17 protein-coding genes are annotated in these 18251 nt (G+C 33.0%); 16 read left to right on the top strand and 1 reads right to left on the bottom strand.

Features of this window, described 5'->3' with window-relative positions:
* The first annotated feature begins 6 nt into the window (after positions 1 to 6).
* The 16 genes from B5E48_RS07005 (at position 7) to pyk (ending at position 17792) form a co-directional block, all read left to right on the top strand.
* Complete coding sequence (locus tag B5E48_RS07005) at positions 7 to 705, top strand: hydrolase (protein ID WP_087243353.1); 699 nt, start codon at positions 7 to 9, stop codon at positions 703 to 705.
* A gap of 282 nt (positions 706 to 987) precedes the next feature.
* On the top strand, positions 988 to 1875 hold the full coding sequence (gene thyA / locus B5E48_RS07000; RefSeq protein WP_087304570.1) for a thymidylate synthase: 888 nt from the start codon (positions 988 to 990) through the stop codon (positions 1873 to 1875).
* Positions 1875 to 2351 (top strand): dihydrofolate reductase, encoded by a 477-nt coding sequence (locus B5E48_RS06995; protein ID WP_087243351.1) that lies wholly within the window; start codon positions 1875 to 1877, stop codon positions 2349 to 2351. Before thyA ends, B5E48_RS06995 begins: the two co-directional genes overlap by 1 nt.
* Positions 2348 to 3067, top strand: coding sequence for a lysophospholipid acyltransferase family protein (locus B5E48_RS06990; protein WP_087304569.1), 720 nt, complete (start codon positions 2348 to 2350; stop codon positions 3065 to 3067). The genes B5E48_RS06995 and B5E48_RS06990 overlap by 4 nt, the downstream gene beginning before the upstream one ends.
* Before the next feature lie 185 nt (positions 3068 to 3252).
* Positions 3253 to 4182, top strand: coding sequence for a hypothetical protein (locus B5E48_RS06985; protein WP_087304568.1), 930 nt, complete (start codon positions 3253 to 3255; stop codon positions 4180 to 4182).
* Positions 4183 to 4270: 88 nt separating this feature from the next.
* Positions 4271 to 5395 carry an FAD:protein FMN transferase gene (locus tag B5E48_RS06980; protein WP_422879806.1) on the top strand — a complete coding sequence of 375 codons (1125 nt, stop codon included), beginning with the start codon at positions 4271 to 4273 and terminating at the stop codon, positions 5393 to 5395.
* A 10-nt stretch (positions 5396 to 5405) separates the two neighbouring features.
* Positions 5406 to 5645 carry a TIGR03905 family TSCPD domain-containing protein gene (locus B5E48_RS06975; protein ID WP_087243347.1) on the top strand — a complete coding sequence of 80 codons (240 nt, stop codon included), beginning with the start codon at positions 5406 to 5408 and terminating at the stop codon, positions 5643 to 5645.
* A 70-nt stretch (positions 5646 to 5715) separates the two neighbouring features.
* Positions 5716 to 6024: a hypothetical protein gene (locus B5E48_RS06970; RefSeq protein WP_087243346.1), complete on the top strand. Its 309-nt coding sequence runs from the start codon at positions 5716 to 5718 to the stop codon at positions 6022 to 6024.
* A gap of 39 nt (positions 6025 to 6063) precedes the next feature.
* Positions 6064 to 9123, top strand: a complete 3060-nt coding sequence (gene dnaE, locus B5E48_RS06965) for a DNA polymerase III subunit alpha (protein WP_241146942.1) — start codon at positions 6064 to 6066, stop codon at positions 9121 to 9123.
* A gap of 2 nt (positions 9124 to 9125) precedes the next feature.
* The gene (gene polA / locus B5E48_RS06960; RefSeq protein WP_087304565.1) at positions 9126 to 11735 is read left to right on the top strand and encodes a DNA polymerase I; all 2610 of its coding nucleotides are present in this window, start codon (positions 9126 to 9128) and stop codon (positions 11733 to 11735) included.
* Between the two features lie 7 nt (positions 11736 to 11742).
* Complete coding sequence (gene mutM, locus B5E48_RS06955; RefSeq protein WP_087304564.1) at positions 11743 to 12555, top strand: DNA-formamidopyrimidine glycosylase; 813 nt, start codon at positions 11743 to 11745, stop codon at positions 12553 to 12555.
* 12 nt (positions 12556 to 12567) lie between these two features.
* Complete coding sequence (gene coaE / locus B5E48_RS06950) at positions 12568 to 13164, top strand: dephospho-CoA kinase (protein ID WP_087304563.1); 597 nt, start codon at positions 12568 to 12570, stop codon at positions 13162 to 13164.
* Entirely contained in the window at positions 13145 to 14392 is a 1248-nt protein-coding gene (locus B5E48_RS06945; RefSeq protein ID WP_087304562.1) for a DnaD domain protein, read from the top strand. The genes coaE and B5E48_RS06945 overlap by 20 nt, the downstream gene beginning before the upstream one ends.
* Positions 14389 to 15282 (top strand): ATP-binding protein, encoded by an 894-nt coding sequence (locus B5E48_RS06940; protein WP_087304561.1) that lies wholly within the window; start codon positions 14389 to 14391, stop codon positions 15280 to 15282. The genes B5E48_RS06945 and B5E48_RS06940 overlap by 4 nt, the downstream gene beginning before the upstream one ends.
* 93 nt (positions 15283 to 15375) lie before the next feature.
* A complete protein-coding gene (gene pfkA / locus B5E48_RS06935; RefSeq protein ID WP_087304560.1) occupies positions 15376 to 16335 on the top strand; it encodes a 6-phosphofructokinase in 960 nt (319 codons plus the stop codon).
* A 32-nt stretch (positions 16336 to 16367) separates the two neighbouring features.
* The gene (pyk, locus tag B5E48_RS06930; RefSeq protein ID WP_087304559.1) at positions 16368 to 17792 is read left to right on the top strand and encodes a pyruvate kinase; all 1425 of its coding nucleotides are present in this window, start codon (positions 16368 to 16370) and stop codon (positions 17790 to 17792) included.
* A 183-nt stretch (positions 17793 to 17975) separates the two neighbouring features.
* Here pyk and B5E48_RS13590 read toward each other — a convergent pair.
* Positions 17976 to 18251, bottom strand: a 276-nt coding sequence (locus B5E48_RS13590) for a hypothetical protein (RefSeq protein ID WP_158097265.1), incomplete at its 5' end; no start/stop codon positions are given.

Genomic DNA, 18251 nt, shown 5'->3' with positions numbered 1-18251 from the left:
TGATTCATGGAAAAAATAACACCTACTGTTGATTCTAAGTTAAGACATATTGTCAAAGTTCCTCAATGTATATATGATGTATCGGGAATCACAATTAATGGGAAAAGGATTAAATCTTTAGTGTTTTCTACTGATGTGGCAGTTATTTCAAATTGCAATGCTGATGCCGTGATAGCTGTTTATCCATTTACCCCTACAATGCAGATTACAAATGCTATTATTGAAGTGGCACAAAAACCTGTTTTTGCTGGAGTGGGTGGAGGAACAACATCAGGACCAAGAGTGAATAAAATCGCTTTAGATGCTGAATTACATGGGGCTACAGCTGTTGTCTTAAATGCACCGACTAAGACAAAATTTGTACAGGAGCTATCTCAGATTATTGATATTCCTATTGTTTTAACAGTTGTTTCTACTGATGAACCATTAGAAGAAAGAATGTTACATTCAGGAGCAAGTATCATTAATGTATCAGGTGGTAAAAAGACAGTAGAAATTATTAAAGCATTACGTAAGATTGATCGAGATTTTCCAATTATCGCAACAGGTGGACCAAATGAAGAAACAATTAGAGAAGTCATTGCAGCAGGAGCGAATGCTGTGACGTATACACCACCATCAAATGGGGAAATATTTAAAGAAATGATGGAGCGCTATCGTATACAATGTTCACACCATGATGATGACGATGACGACGATGATTAAATAATCACATACGATTTAAAAATGAGATTTTCAAATATATTTGAGTATCTCTTTTTTTATGAGCATTGATATTAATGAGTCTACTTTTATATATGCTTACGAAGAAATATTTTATAAAAGATACCAAGGCTATATGTGTATAAAAGAATTTTTCGTGCAATAAACGATATATTGAAGTCTGGTTAAAAATAATAGACTTTATCAATATCATTTCTATTTATGCAATACAAAAATAATGACTTTTGTTTCTTTATTCGCTATAATAAGCAAGAGGTGAAAAATGTGAAACAGTATTTAGATATGTGTCGTTATATATTAGAACATGGGGAAGATCGTGATGATCGTACAGGAACGGGAACACGTAGTGTTTTTGGTTATCAGACACGTTATGATTTACGTGAAGGTTTTCCTTTGATGACAACAAAAAAGATGTTTTTAAGACCTATTGCAGAAGAGCTTTTATGGTTTATTAAGGGAGATACAAATATTAAGTATTTAGTTGATAGAAATGTCAAAATATGGAATGAATGGCCTTATGAAAATTTTAAGAAATCTGAAGATTTTCATGGTGAGAGTTTAGAAGAATTTGTTGCTAAAATAAAAGAATTACCTGCTGATGATCCGTTTGTTTTAAAATATGGGGAATTAGGACCAGTCTATGGTAGACAATGGCGTAATTTTAATGAACAAGGGGTTGATCAGTTATCTATTTTAATTGATGGTTTAAAAAATAATCCTTTTTCAAGAAGACATATTGTGAGTGCATGGAATCCAGTTGAAGTGGATCAGATGGCTTTACCACCATGTCATGCTTTTTTACAGTTTTATGTGTCAGCTGATCGCAAATATTTATCTTGTCAGTTATATCAAAGAAGCGCTGATACATTTTTAGGTGTTCCTTTTAATATAGCATCTTATGCTTTAATGACAGCTATGTTAGCGCAGGTATGTGGATATGAAGCCAAAGAATTTATTCATACCATTGGGGATGCCCATATTTATAAAGATCATTTTGATGTTGTGAAAGAACAAATTTCTAGAACACCACTTCCATTATGTCAATTAAAGTTAAATCCTGAAGTGAAGTCTTTATTTGATTTTACAATTGATGATATACATATTGAAAATTATCAAAGTCATGGAAGATTATATGGGAAGGTGAGTGTCTAATGATTAGTATTATTGTGGCTATGGATGATAATCGTTTGATTGGAAAGAAGGATTCATCTAATGGAATGCCATGGAACAACAAAGAAGATTTAAAGCATTTTAAAGAAACAACCATTCATCAGACTATTTTAATGGGTTATACAACATATCAGGCTATTGGTAGACCATTACCTCATCGTCATACTATTGTTGTGAGCTTTGAACCATTTGAAGATGATCGTGTAGAAGTGAGAACATCATTAGAAGAAGTGATTCAGGAATATAAAGAGAGTGGAAAAGATTTATTTATTTCTGGTGGGGCTTCCATCTATAAGCAGTCTTTACCTTATGTTGACCAATTGTTGATTTCTAGAATTAAAGGAACACATGATGGAGAAACTTATTTTCCGGATTTTGATGGTTATGGTTTTGTTTTAAAGGAAGTTAAACCATTTGAAACATTTGATTTGGAAATTTATCAAAGAGGTGCCCAATGAAAAGAATTATATTTTTAATCTTTAGATTATTATACAGAATACCTGGATGGTTATTAACTATTCATCGTTATAATAAAAATAAAGAGAATATCAGTTTTGCACAAAGATTCTATTTTATTCAAGAATTGGTTAGAAAAGTCAATCAAAAATCAAGAGTTCAGATTCATTGTTATGGTAAAGAGAATTTACCTGAAGAACAGGGTTATTTAATGGCTCCTAATCATCAGGGATTATTTGATGCCTTGATTTTATTTGGAACACATGATAAACCTTTTAAATTCATTGTGAAAAAAGAATTAATGCATGTCTTTGTATTAAAAAATGTATTACATATGGTTGATGCTTTAGCCATTGATCGTGAAAATATTCGTGCTTCAGTCAAAGTCATTAGACAAGCTTCAAAAGATATGGCTGCTGGTACAAGCTATGTTATTTTTCCTGAGGGAACAAGATGTCGTCAACAAAACAAAATGCTTGAATTTAAAGGTGGAACTTTTAAATCTGTTATGGATGCAAAAAAACCAATTGTGCCAGTCGCATTAATTGATTGTTATAAGGTGTTTGATAATAACTCTATTGAAAAAGTAGATGCTCAGATTCATTATCTACCACCTATCTATTATGGTGAATATAAAGATATGAATAGTACAGAAGTCGCTCATATGGTTCAATCAAGAGTTGAAAAATGTATTCAGGAAAACGAGAATAAATTCTAGAAATTTATTCTTTTTTTCTTATGAATTTTTTCACAAAATCATTGATGAATTCAAAATAATTTGTATTTTCTATTTGTTTTGAACCTAAAAATAAGTGGGAAAACAGCGAAAAAAACTTGATATATAAACGCTTTCAAGATATAATATATGTAGTTCAAAAAAGGAATGGGAAGGAGAATTTTTTTATGAACAAATTATTAAAAGTTTTAGCTGCATCTGCTTTAGTGGCTACTGTTTTAGTTGGATGCGGTAAGAAAAACGAAACAACTACTAGCGGGGAAGAAGGCGCTAAATATGCAAAAGCAGGATTTGGTATGGTAACTACTATTTCTGATGGAAAGGTAAATACTACTATGGCTACTGTCGGATTAGATAAAGACGGTAAAGTAAACTATATCGATGTTGACTGTGCACAACAAGATACAGAAGCAACAGGGGATAATCTTTTATCTAAATATGAAAAGAAAGAAAAATATGGTATGAAAGGTAAATCTCCAATCGGTAAAGAATGGAATGAACAAATCGATGCATATAAAGTATGGGCTACTGGAAAAACATTAGAAGAAATTGCTAATGTTGAAACTATGGATTTCCATGGTGGAAAAGCTGCAAAAACTGGTTCTGAATTAGCTGCTGGATGTACAATCGTTATTGATGATATTCAAGCTGCAGTTGCTAAAGCTGGAGAAAATATGACAGATGTTAGTGCAGATAAAATGGGAGCTGGAGAAGTTACAACTATTTCTGATGGAAAAGTTAACACAACAACTGCTTCTGTTGCAGTAGATAAAGATGGTAAAATCGTTTGGTCTTGGGTAGATTGTGCACAACAAGATACAGAAGCAACAGGAGATAATCTTTTATCTAAATATGAAAAGAAAGAAAAATATGGTATGAAAGGTAAATCTCCAATCGGTAAAGAATGGAATGAACAAATTGATGCATATAAAGTATGGGCTAATGGAAAAACATTAGAAGAAGTTGCTAATGTTGAAACTATGGATTTCCATGGTGGAAAAGCTGCAAATACTGGTTCTGATTTAGCTGCTGGATGTACAATCGTTATTGATGATATTCAAGCTGCGATGGCAGAAGCTGGAGAAACTTTACAGTAAAATGAAGGAAAAGTCATGAAATAAAAATCATGACTTTTTTTGTGGTTTTTTTTTATGTTTATTGCTATAATGAACACTGGTGATGAAATTGAAAAAAGGAATATTAAGCTTATTGGCTTTATCAATGATGAGTTTGGTCGTTGGATGTGAAAAAAAATATGAATTAATGAGTCATCATTTTACGGGACCATTTGATACCATTACGACTTATATGTCTTATGCCAATAATGAAGAAGAATTTAATGAACAATGTGATTATATTGAAGAACAGTTGAATTATTATGATCATCTGTTTGACAAGTATAACACATATGATAATATGAATAATCTCAAAACAATTAATGATAATGCAGGTCAAAAGGCCATTGCGGTTGATCAGCCATTAATTGATTTATTGACACTAAGTATTGAAAGAAATAAAACGATTTCTTCTAAAGTGAATGTCGCTTTTGGAAGTGTTATTAATATTTGGCATGATTACCGTGATAAGGCTGAAGCTAATGGTGGTGTTGGTGAAGTGCCAGATAGCGAAGAATTAGAAAAAGCTAATTTACATACAAGTATTGATAGTATTCAAATTGATGAAAAGCAAAAGACTGTCTATATTGATGATCCTGAAGTTTCAATTGATGTAGGGGCCACTGCTAAGGGTTATGCGATTGAATTAATTAAAGATGGTCTGATTGAAAAAGGTGTTGATAATTTCTTATTGAGTGGTGGTGGCAATGTGGCCAGCCATGGTCAAAGAAAAATTCAAAAAGAAGGAGATTTTTATCTTGATGAATGTGCCGATAAATTCTGTGTCGGTATTGAATCGCCTCAAGATGGCAATTATTCAGCAAGTGCAGATGATCCTGACAGTGAAAATGAAGCTGTTTTAGTTGTTCAGGGAGAATCAATTGTCACAAGTGGAGACTATCAAAGATTCTATCAGGATGATAATGGCATCAGATATCATCATTTGATTGATCCAGATACTTTATATCCAGCTGTTTATTTTAGAAGTGTCAGTATCATTACAGAAGATAGTGGCTTGGCTGATTTCTTGAGTTCAGCTGTCTTCTTGATGAGTTATGAAGATGGATTGAAATTGATTAATTCATTGGATGGCGTAGAAGCAATCTGGCTATTAGAAGATGGTCAAATCAGAATGTCAGATGGTTTAAAAGATAATGAAAATATTTATGTGATAGAAAAATCAAGATTGAAATAGGAGGAAAAGTATGCAAAGTTATAAAACCAAAGGAACATGTTCATCACGAATTGATTTTGATATTGAAGATGGTAAAGTAACACATGTGAAATTTATTGGTGGCTGTTCAGGAAATACACAGGGAGTAGCCAGACTTGTTGAAGGGATGAGTAAAGAAGAAGCTATTGCTAGATTAGAAGGTATTCGCTGTGGTGCGAAATCAACATCTTGTCCAGATCAGCTTGCAAAAGCATTAAAACAAGCTCAGTAGAACAAAACAATGTTCTACTTTTTTTGTCTTTTTTAGTTGTTGTCTACATATGATAGATTAGGTGATGTCTATGATGATACGTAGAATGAAAAAAATGCAACTGTTATGTGGAATTCTTTTAATATTACAACTGGTATGTTTTCAATGGATGATTCCATTTCATTTTTTAGCTGTTTTGTTGAGTATCATTATTATAATTAATCAAAGATGGTTTAAAGTTATACAACTTCAATATCATTTTTATTTAATTGGTTTATATTTTTATCGTTTATGGGTTTTAAGTATTGAAAGTTTTTATTTTTTAGATTTGATTTATGTTGTGTTTTGTCTGTATATTGCGATTATGTTAATTCTTTTCTCGTTTCATTGTATCTTATAATGATTTTTTTTGTTATAATGTAGCATAAAGGAGGCGGTTATGATGTTTGGTCATTTGCAGATTTATAGTGGTTATAGTTTTCAGCAAAGTACAATTTTAATTGAAGATTTGGTTATGGCTGCAAAAGAGAAACATTTAGATGCCTTAGCCTTAACAGATAAAAATAATATGTTTGCGACAATAGAATTTAGTGAAACATGTTTAAAAAATAATATTAAACCTATTTTGGGCATGGAAGCCAGTGTCTTGATTGATGGGAATATTTATCCGTTTATTCTTTTGGCTATTGATGATCAGGGTTATTTTGATCTGGTTCAAATCTGCTGTGAGATTAACTTAAGTCAAGATCGAGCCATTGCCTTAAATAAACTGGCTTTGTATCATGAACATCTTTATATCATTTCTGGTTTGGAAGATGGCATTATTGAACGTCATGTCGCAAAGGAAATGGAAGATGAAGCCATTAAATATATGCGTTTATTTCAAGAACTTTTTCATGATCATTATTATATCATGTTACAAAATCATCATTTAAAATTTCAGGAACAACGCAATCAAAGAATCATATCTTTGGCTCGTTATGTCAAAGTCAAAGTGATTTGTTCTAATGAAGTGCGCTATTTAAAAAAACAGGATGCTTTGGCTGTTGATTTGATGCAGGCTTCTTTAAGTGGAACGGTCTTAGATGTGCAATATGAGCCATTGACGCAAGAAAAATATTTAAAAAGTGAAGCTGAAATGGAACAGTTATTTTCATCAGAGATTATTGAAGAAACAAGAAAAGTATTAGTGACATGTAAAGCGACAGTGCCTTTACATGAAAAATATTTACCAACATATCCTGTTCCACATCAGGGAAAAGCTGTTGATTATTTAAGAAGTTTATGTAAGGTTGGATTAAAGAAACGCTTTGGTTATCAGGACATTCCCGTCACTTATAAAAAACGTCTACAATATGAATTGAATGTGATTCATGAAATGGGATTTGATGATTATTTTTTAATTGTCTGGGATTATGTTCGCTGGGCAAAAGTGCATAAAATTCAAGTCGGACCTGGAAGAGGGAGTGCGGCTGGAAGTCTGGTTGCCTATGTTTTAGGAATTACCAATATTGATCCATTACGTTATGATTTGTTGTTTGAGCGTTTTTTAAATCCTGGTCGTGTTTCTATGCCTGATATTGATATTGATTTTCAGGATGATCGTCGTGATGAAGTGATTCGTTATGTCATTGATAAATATGGTCAGGATCATGCCGCACAGATTGTCACTTTTAATACTTATGGACCTCGTGTAGCAATCAAAGAAATGGGAAAAGTCATGGGAATTCCACTTGCACGATTAGAATTAATTGCCAAGATGATACCGACTTCTCCTAAAAACAAAAAAACGATTACGCAGATGTATCAGACTTCTGCTCAGTTTCAATCTCTGATCAATCAAGATCCACGTCTTAAAAAAATCGTTGGAGCAACGAGTATTATTGAGCATTTACCACGTAATGTATCAACACATGCGGCGGGAGTTATTTTATCTAGACGTGCTTTACATGAAGTTGTGCCATTAGTTGTAGGACCAACTTCAACATTAATGAGTCAATATTCTAAAGATTATATTGAAACAGCTGGTTTTCTGAAAATGGATTTTCTAGCTCTTAAAAATCTCACAATGTTGGATTATATTTGTAAAGATATTGAACACAATGAAGGGGTTTCTATTGCGTTGAATCAATTGCCATTAGATGATGAAAAGACATATCGTCTGATTTCCAAAGCAGATACTTTTGGTGTCTTTCAGTTAGAATCTTATGGGATGCGTCATTTGTTAAGACAGATGAAACCTTACTGTTTTGATGATATTGTGGCAGCTATTGCCTTGTTTAGACCAGGACCTATGGAAAATATTCCGACTTATTTAAAACGTCGCAGTCATCAAGAAAAGATTACATATCCTTTAAAGGAGTTAGAACCTATTTTAAAATCGACTTATGGCATCATGGTTTATCAGGAACAAATGATGCAGGTTGCCCAAAAAATGGCAGGTTTTTCACTTATGAAAGCTGATATACTGAGAAAGGCAACATCTAAAAAAGAAACACAGCTGATGCAGTCCATGAAAGAAGAATTTATTCAAGGTTGTTTAGATCATGGTTTCACTCAGGAAAAAGCTATTGAAGTTTTTGGCCTGATTGAAAAGTTTGCCGATTATGGATTTAATAAGTCACATAGTGTGGCTTATGGATACGTGGCTTATCAGTTGGCATATTTAAAAGCCAATTATCCACTTTACTTTTTTGCATCGATCTTATCTAATGAATTATCAAGTGAAAATACAAAGGTGCATTGTATTCAGGAGTGTAAAGCTTACCATGTCCAGATTTTACCACCGTCAGTCAATTATTCTCAGGCTCGTTTTATGGTGGAAGATGGGCATATTCGCTATTCTTTATTAGCCATTAAAAATGTTGGATATGCGGGTTATAAAGCTATCGTTGAAGAACGTGAAAAAGGATTGTTTTTAGATATTTATGATTTTATGATGCGTATGGAAAATTCACATTTATCTAAAAAAATGTTAGAATCATTGGTTGATGCAGGGGCTTTGGATGAGTTTGGAATGTCACGTCAAACCATTTTAAAGAATCTGGATGCAATTAGGGATTATGGACATTTAAAAGAAAATCTGGGGATTGATGAAAAACCAGTTTTAACGATTTATCAAGATCAGCAGGAAGAAAAACTCGCAAGAGAAAAAGCTGTATTAGGTGTGTATTTATCGATGCATCCTATTGAACTGATGAAACAAAAGATTCAGACAGCTTATGTTAATGTGGCTGATTTGGATGAATATATCCAAAAGACAGTTAATGTGGTTGTGCAGTTACAACGTGTTAAAAATATTACTGATCGTAAAGGTCAGGAAATGTGTTTTATTGAAGCAATGGATGAAACAGGTAGTATGGATGGTGTTGTCTTTGCTTCAAGTTATAAAAACATAGGAATGATGTTAAAGAAAGGAAATATTTGTCTTATTCAGGGAAAAGTAGATATGAAAGATAAATTATCTTTGATTGTGGATAAGGCAAGGGTTGTTGAATAGATATGGAAGAATTAATTTTGATTGATGGAAATTCATTGTTATTTAAAGCTTATTATGCAACAGCATCAATGGGAAATTTAATGGTGAATAAAGATGGGATACCAACCAATGCAGTCTTTGGCTTTGCGAATATGTTACAAAAGATATTAGAACGTGAAAGTGCCTATATTGTTGTGGCATTTGATTATGGTAAAAAGACATTTAGAAATGATTTATTGGAACAATACAAAGCCACAAGAAAAGAGACGCCTGATGAATTAAAATGTCAGTTTGCGATGGTCAGAGAATTTCTAGATGCTTATTCTATTCCTTATTATGAATTAGAGGGATATGAAGGTGATGATTTAATTGGCACATTATCAAGGCTAGGGGAAGAACAAGGTTTAAGCGTGTCTATTTTTACAGGAGACAAAGATGCTTTTCAGCTTGTTTCTAAGCAGACAACAGTTTATCGTACTGTGAAAGGTGTCACTCAGCTTGATGTTTATACACCTGAAACGATTCAGGAAAAATATGGGTTGGTTCCTGATCAGATTCGTGATTTTCTAGGACTTATGGGAGATAGTGCTGATAATATTCCTGGAATTAAAGGTGTAGGTGAAAAAACAGCTTTAAAATTGCTTCATGAGTATGGAACGGTTGAAAACTTAAAGGAACATATGCATGAAATCAAAGGAAAAATGGGTGAAAAGATTCGTGAAAATATTGATATTGGACTTCAGTCTAAAAAAATAGCTACGATTTTAAGAGATGTTCCTATGACATTGGATTTAAATCAGGCCCGTTATGATGGATATGATTTTGAAAAGCTCAAGGCTTTTTATACACATTATGATATGAATTCATTATTGAAAAAGATTTCTGTTGAATCACGTCCAACATCAAAAACGGATTTTCAATATGAAGTTGTTCAAAAAATGCCACCGATTCAAGAAGACAGTAGTGTTTTAGGGGCTATTTATGATCAAAACTATCATAAATCCATTGTTTTAGGATATGCTTTATATAATGCACATCAGGCTTATTTTATTACTTTTGAAGATGCTCTCAAAGATCAGCAGTTTTTAGACTATTTAAAAGATGAACATTATCATAAATACAGTTATAATATCAAAGCTCAAATTTTATCAGCCAAATGGAATGGCATTGAAATCAAAGGTATGGACTTTGATTTACAATTAGCCTCTTATATTTTAAATCCAAGTTTAAAAGATGAAATGAAATATATTGGAGATTATTATGGTTATACATCTCTACAATATGAAGAAGAGGTTTTTGGAAAGAACACAAAGAAACATATTCCTGAATTAGATTTATTAGCCAAACATACCATTTCTAAAGCGAAGGCTATCTATGATTTAAAAGATCAGGCCATTGAAAAACTAAAACAGGAAGAACAGTATGATTTGTATCAGAATCTAGAATTACCAGTGACTTATATTTTGGCTCAAATGGAATATGTTGGAGCTAAGATAGATGTTGATGTCTTGAAGAAACTGGAACAGAATTTTGATCAGCAGATTAAAGAAATTGAAGAAGATATTTATATGCTGGCTGGTGAAAAATTCAATATTGCTTCTCCTAAACAGTTAGGTGATATTTTATTTCATAAATTAGGTTTACCGAATGGTAAAAAAACAAAGAGTGGATATTCTACATCACAGGATATCTTAGAAAAGATTGAAGACTTACATCCTATTGTGCCTTTGATTCAACAATATCGTATGTTGACAAAGTTATCATCTACATATGTCAAAGGATTACAGGAACAAGTCTTTCCTGATGGTAAAATTCATACCATTTTTAATCAGGCTTTAACACAGACAGGACGTTTATCATCTATTGATCCTAACTTGCAAAATATTCCTGTTCGCCAAGAAGAAGGAAAACTGATTCGACAGGCTTTTGTAGCGAGTCATGATTATTTAATATCTTTTGATTATTCACAGATTGAATTGCGTATTTTAGCACATTTGGCTCAAGTGAAATCATTGATTGATGCTTTCCATCAAAATAAAGATATCCATACACATACAGCGGCACTGGTTTTTAAAGTTAAAGATGAGGATGTCACACCACAAATGCGTCGTCAGGCGAAAGCCGTTAACTTTGGAATCATTTATGGTATGGGAGAATTCCGTTTATCTAAACAGATTGGTGTGACATTATCTGAAGCTAAAGAATTCATTCGTCGCTATTTTGAAGAATATCCTGAAATTCAACAATATATGCATCGTGTTGTAGAAGACTGTAAAAAAAATGGTTATGTATCTACAGTATTGAACCGTAAACGTTACATTCCTACTATTAATGATAAGAATTTTATGGTGCGTGAACAGGCAAAACGTTTTGCGATGAATTCTCCAATTCAGGGAAGCGGTGCTGATATTTTAAAACTTGCGATGATTCAGGTAGATCGTTTAATGAAAGAAAAGAAAATGAAATCACAAATGATTTTACAGGTGCACGATGAATTGATTTTTGATGTTTATAAAGAAGAATTGGATGAAATGATGACGATTATCAAATCAGCTATGGAAAATGCCTTCCAAATGGAAGTTCCATTAAAAGTAGATGGAACTTATGCGACCAACTGGTATGATTTAAAATAAGGATTATATGCCAGAATTACCAGAAGTAGAAACCGTCAGGCGTACTTTAAAGAATTTTATTTTAGAACGCCCTATTTTAGGCATTGATGTTTATTATGATCGTATCATTCAGGGAGATACACAATTATTTGTCAAAAGTCTTCAACATGAAATCTTTTGCGATATTGATCGTGTTGGAAAATATATGATTTTTAAATGTCAAAATCATGCATTTGTTTCTCATTTGCGTATGGAAGGAAAATTCCATATTGTTGAAAGTGATGAGCCTGTCAGTAAACATACACATGTTGTTTTTCATATGGATAGGCATCAGGATTTAAGATATATAGATACAAGAAAGTTTGGACGTATGGAACTGGTGAGTCTGGATGACTATCGTGAACAGTTACCTTTAAAGAAATTAGGTCCAGAACCTTTTGAAATCACAACAGAGGCTTTATATGAACGTTTGCATCATTGTTCTTTGCCTATTAAAACAGCCTTGCTTGATCAAAGTATAATGTGTGGGATAGGAAATATTTATGCCAATGAGATATGTTTTTATATGCATATCGATCCACGTACCAAAGCTTCTCGTTTATCTCGAAAAAGAGTAGATGAATTAAGAAAGGTTGCGATTATGGTATTGCAAAGTGCCATTGAACAGGGTGGCACAACGATTCATTCCTTTGATGCTAATGGTATACATGGTCTGTTTCAGGTTCAGCTTAAAGTTCATGGACAAAAGGTTTGTCCAGTCTGTCATCATGATATTAAAAAAGTCATGGTTCATCAGCGTGGCACTTATTTTTGTCCACAATGTCAAAAGAAACGTTATTAAGGGGTGTGAAAAATGAGTCGAGTCATTGGAATTACGGGGTCAATTGCAGTGGGAAAAAGCAGTGTGACACAATATTTAAGAACACATGGTTATTGTGTTTTGGATGCTGATGAGATTTCACATCAGGCTTTAGAAAAGAACAGTGGATGTTATCATCAGATCATTGCTCACTTTGACTGTTTAGATGAAAATGGAAATATCAGTCGCCAAAAGCTGGGACAGATTGTTTTTCATGATGCCAAAAAGAAAGCTTTATTAGAAAGTATTATTCACCCTTATGTGAAAACAACATTACAGGAGGGAATTGAGACTTCTCAAGAACCGCTGATCTTTTTAGATGTACCATTATTATATGAAACGCATATGGATGAAATGTGTGATAGTGTCATTGTTGTTTATGTTGATGAAATGACTCAAATGAAACGTCTGATGGCACGCAATCATATTGATGAAACACAGGCTCAACATTTAATGAGTCAACAAATATCTATCGAAAGAAAAAAAGACATGGGAGATTATATCATTGATAATCGTTATGGTTTTGAAGAGTTATATCAAAATATAGAAAGGGCATTAAAGGATTTAAAAGATGAAACTGTATGTGACTGATTTATATCGTGTAGAAATGCGTTATCCGCTTGATGACGTGCAAATAGATACATTATATTATCTGTATCAGCCTTTGATTGGCATGGAGGCAATGCATTTGTATATGATGCTTGTCATGGAAGGAAAACGTATGCGCCGTTTTATTGCACCTTGTCCACTTTCACGTTTAACATCTTATATGTCAATGAGTGTTATGGATATGGAAAAAGCTTTACGTAGTTTAGAAGCAATAGGATTGGTGAAAACCTATGTCAAACATGAAAATGATATAACCCAATATATTTATCGCCTTTATGCCCCTCTATCTTTAAAAGCATTCTTTAAAAATCAGATTTTATCTTCATTATTACAGTTATCTTTATCTGAAGAGGATTTTCAAAAAACAGTGCAATATTTTAAGATTTCTTTAGAAAATCTAGATGGTTATGAAGATATTACAGCAAGATTTCAAGATGTTTTTACTATCCAGCATTCTCCCCAAAAAACACGTCTTTTAAAATACAATGAAGATTTGATCCATCAAACAACACAGGATGTCAAAATAGATTATGATTATGATTTATTGTATCAGAGTTTAGCAGATTATCAGGTGAATCGTTCTTTACTGAGTCAGGATGATTTGAATTATGCGACAGAACTGGCTTATGTTTATCATGTTGATGCTTTAACATTGGCAGGCATTATGAAAGATGCTATGGAATCACAGGGAATCAATCGCAGTCGTATGAAGCAGGCAATTCAAAAATATTTTGATGTATCTCAAACATCTCAACTGCAGGAAGTTTATCATAAGCAGCCTATCCAGTTTCAAACATCAGATCAGACTTCATCACCACTTGTTTTACATATGAAATATTTAGATTCCTTAACACCTTATGAACTTTTAAAAGATAAACAGGGAGGCAAAGAACCTGTCTATCATGATTTAATGATTGTGGAAACGTTAATGGTTCAATTAGGTTTAAAACCTGCTGTGGTGAATGTTTTGATTGAATATGTCTTAGGTAAGAATAATAATCGTTTGTCAAAACGTTATTGTGAAGCGATTGGTGCTTCATGGGCCCGTAAGAATATTCAGACGGCTATGGATGCCTATCGTGAATTGATGAATCAATCCACACCAGAACAATCCAAAGAAGAAGAGGTTTCATCATCTTCATCACAAAGTCAAGTGTCATCACAAGAACTGATGGACTTACTTAATCAATTGAAGGAGGGACAATTATGATCAAAATATCTGATATGATCGTCAAAGATGATATTGAAAAGTTAAAAAAAGAAAGCCAGTATGCATTATTAAAAGAACAAAATATCCAAGCTTTTTTAAAACAGAATCATTTAGATCCATCTGTTATGGATGATTACTGGGTAGAATTTTTAGATTATAATGATGATTTTCATGTTTGTCAGTCATGTCAATCTTTAAATCAGTGTCCTAAAGATACCATAGGTATGCAAAAAATATTAAAATATTATGAGGGTGAAATTGTTTTAGAACTGCAAAGCTGTCCTTTTGGTAAAGAAATGGAAAAGAAGAGAAAACTTCTTGATCACTTTGTGATGAGCAATGTTAGTGAAGATTTAATGCTGACAGATTTGTCTTCACTCAAGATTGTTGAAAATGCGGCGAAACTTTCAGCTAATCATCAAAATGCTTTAGGACATATTCTTAAGTATTCACAGACACCCACTTCACAAGGACTTTTCTTACATGGTCCAATGGGAAGTGGAAAGACAACATTATTGGCTGGTTTGATGAATAGTTTAGCTAAAAAAGATAAACAGATTGGATTTATTCATTTTCCAACTTATCTGATTGACCTCAAAGCGAGTTTTTCTTCTGGTGATAATGAATACGCTATGGATAAGTTGTTAAAGGTTGATTATTTACTGTTGGATGAATTAGGTGAAGAAAATATCACAGCGTGGTCACGTGATGAAATTCTATTAACCATTTTATCTTATCGTTTATTGAATCATTTACCCACTTTTTTTACAAGCATGTATGGTTATAATGAATTAAAAAAAGTCTATACTCTAAAAAAAGGTGATGAAATTCGTGCAAATACAATTATTTCAAAATTGAAAGCGTTAAGCATTGAAATAATGCTTGACTGAACCAAAATGACGATATAGAATGTACTCGAAAGTATAGAATACAACGTCATTTTATGATAAAATAATAACGAAAAAAGCGAGAGGAGAGTAGTTATGGTGAAATGCATTGGAGTATTAACTTCTGGTGGAGATGCGCCAGGAATGAACGCAGCTATCCGTGCTGTAACAAGAACTTGTTTAAACAAGGGAATTAAAATTTATGGGGTGCGATTAGGATATAAAGGACTTCATGATGGTGAATTTATTGAATTCGATAGGCATAGTACACGTAATATTATTAACATTGGGGGAACATTCTTAAAATCTGCACGTTTTCCTGAATTTAAAGACCCTAAAGTCAGAGAAGAAGCCATTGAACAAATGAAAAAAGTTGGAATGGAAGCTTTGGTTGTTATTGGGGGAGATGGAAGCTATAATGGAGCTTTAAAATTAACCGAAATGGGAATCAACTGTATTGGTATTCCTGGAACAATAGATAATGATATTCCTGATACTGATTTTACAATTGGATTTGATACAGCTTTAAATACAATTGTAGATGCTTTAGATAAATTAAGAGATACATCAAGTTCACATCAAAGATGTACAATTCTTGAAGTTATGGGAAGAAGATGTGGTGACTTGGCTGTTCATGCAGGACTTGCCTGTGGAGCAGAAATGATTGTGACAAGCGAAAGTGGTTTTGATGAAGAAGAAGTCATTGAAACTTTAAAACGTTCAAAAGCTTCTGATAAAAAACATGCTTTGGTTGTTATTACTGAACATATTACTGATGTTCATGAACTTGCAAAACGTGTTGAAGAAGCAACTGGTTTTGAAACACGTGCTAATGTTTTAGGACATATGCAAAGAGGTGGACGTCCATCTGCTAGAGATCGTGTTTTAGCTACTCGTATGGGAATCAAAGCTGTTGAATTATTAGAAGAAGGTAAAGGTGGTCTTTGCATCAGTGATGTTAAAGGTGAAATTGTTGGACTACCAATTCAAGAAGTCTTAGGACATAAACGTCAAGTCAATCAAGGTATTTACGAAGATGTATTAAAACTTCGTTAAATATAAACTAAGCTATAGGAGATTAATTGAGAATGAAAGATAAGATGAAGAAAACAAAGATTATTTGTACAATTGGACCTGCATCTGAAGATCCAAAAATGTTAAAAAAATTAGTTTTAGCTGGTATGAATGTTATGCGTTGTAACTTCTCTCATGGTGATTATGAAGAACATGGTAAAAAAATGCAAACAATGCGTGATGTCAATGCTGAACTTGGGACAAACTGTGCTATTTTATTAGATACAAAAGGGCCTGAAATTAGAACTGGTGATTTTGAAGGTGGATTTACTGAATTTAAAAAAGGACAAGTGTCTACAATCTGTGTGGAAGATATCGTAGGGACTGCAGATCGTTTCACAATCACTTATAAAGATTTATACAAAGATGTTAAACCTGGTGGATTTATCTTAGTGAACGATGGTCAAGTTGAATTATTAGTTGACCATGTTGAAGGAACTGATATCGTTTGTGTTTGTGCAAATGATGGTAAAGTCAAAAATAAACGTGGAATCAATGTTCCTGGTATCGAACTTGGATTTGATTTCATTTCTGAAAAAGATAGAGCTGACTTAGAATTCGGATGTCAACAAGATGTAGATTACATCGCTGCATCATTTGTGCGTCGTCCTCAAGACGTTTTAGATGTTAAAAAAGTATTAGTTGAAAATGGAAAACCTGATATTCAAATCATCGCTAAAATTGAAAATAGCGAAGGTGTTGAAAAAATGGATGATATTATCAAAGTTGCTGATGGTATCATGGTTGCTCGTGGGGATTTAGGTGTTGAAGTTCCTGCTGAAGATGTACCATTAATTCAAAAAGAATTAATCAAAAAATGTAAAGCAGCTGGTAAAATTGTTATTACTGCAACACAAATGCTTGAATCTATGCAAGAAAATCCAAGACCAACTCGTGCTGAAGTCAGCGACGTTGCAAACGCTATTTATGATGGTACTGATGCTATTATGTTATCTGGTGAATCTGCACAAGGTAAATATCCAGAAGAAGCTGTTATGGTTATGAACAAAATTGCAATTAAAACAGAATCTACATTAGATTATGCTTCATTACATAGAAAAGCTGTCAGAACTGCATCTGATGATCCTTCTGAAGCTATCTGTATGTCAGTAGCTGAAATTGCAACAAAATTCAATGTTGCTGCCATCGTTGCATTTACAGAATCTGGATTTACAGCAAAGAAAATGTCTAGATATAGACCAGAATGTCCAATCATTGCGGCAACTCCATATGAAAAAACAACTAAGAAATTAGCAATTAACTGGGGTGTTAAATCTGTCATATGTAAACACATGGATACAACAGAAGGTTTATTAAACTTAGCTGAAGTTATTGCAAAAGAAAACGGTGTTAATGCTGGGGAAACAATCCTTGTTACTGGAGGAACTCCTGGTGTTCGTGGAACAACAAGCTACTTACAATTAATCACTGTTAAATAAATTTTCAATCAATTTCTATTCATGAGAAAAGTATCACTTTCAAAGTGATGCTTTTTTATATTATAGGAATTTGGTTTCGTTTGGTTGATAAATGCTTAAAGCAAATATTAACAATGAGCAAAATAAAAAGTAATGCACCAGCATTACTCTATTTTTCTGCATGCAAAAACGTAACCAGATATATCATTTCTTGACCTGGTGCATTGTTCCTTTTCCACATTTCATGCAGATGCATGACAGTTCATCATCTCCATCAGTCTCCGCTATTTCACTTAATATGTATCCGTCAAGTTCCATTTCACATCCGCATCTGTCACATTTCATAAGTACCTTATCTGATTCATATGTGTCATCATGGAGAAGCATTTCATCAACTTCTTCTGGCGTTAATGGTTTGACTTCTGAGATATTTTGATGTGTAGATGCATCTTTCTTTGTACGGGATGTCATTCTTCCGTC

This window comes from Massilimicrobiota sp. An105, from assembly GCF_002161155.1.
In the GTDB taxonomy this organism is placed as follows: Bacteria; Bacillota_I; Bacilli_A; order Erysipelotrichales; family Coprobacillaceae; genus Allocoprobacillus; species Allocoprobacillus merdigallinarum.
The sequence above is the reverse complement of the archived record's forward strand: the minus strand, read 5'-3'. Positions and strand labels throughout refer to the sequence as shown.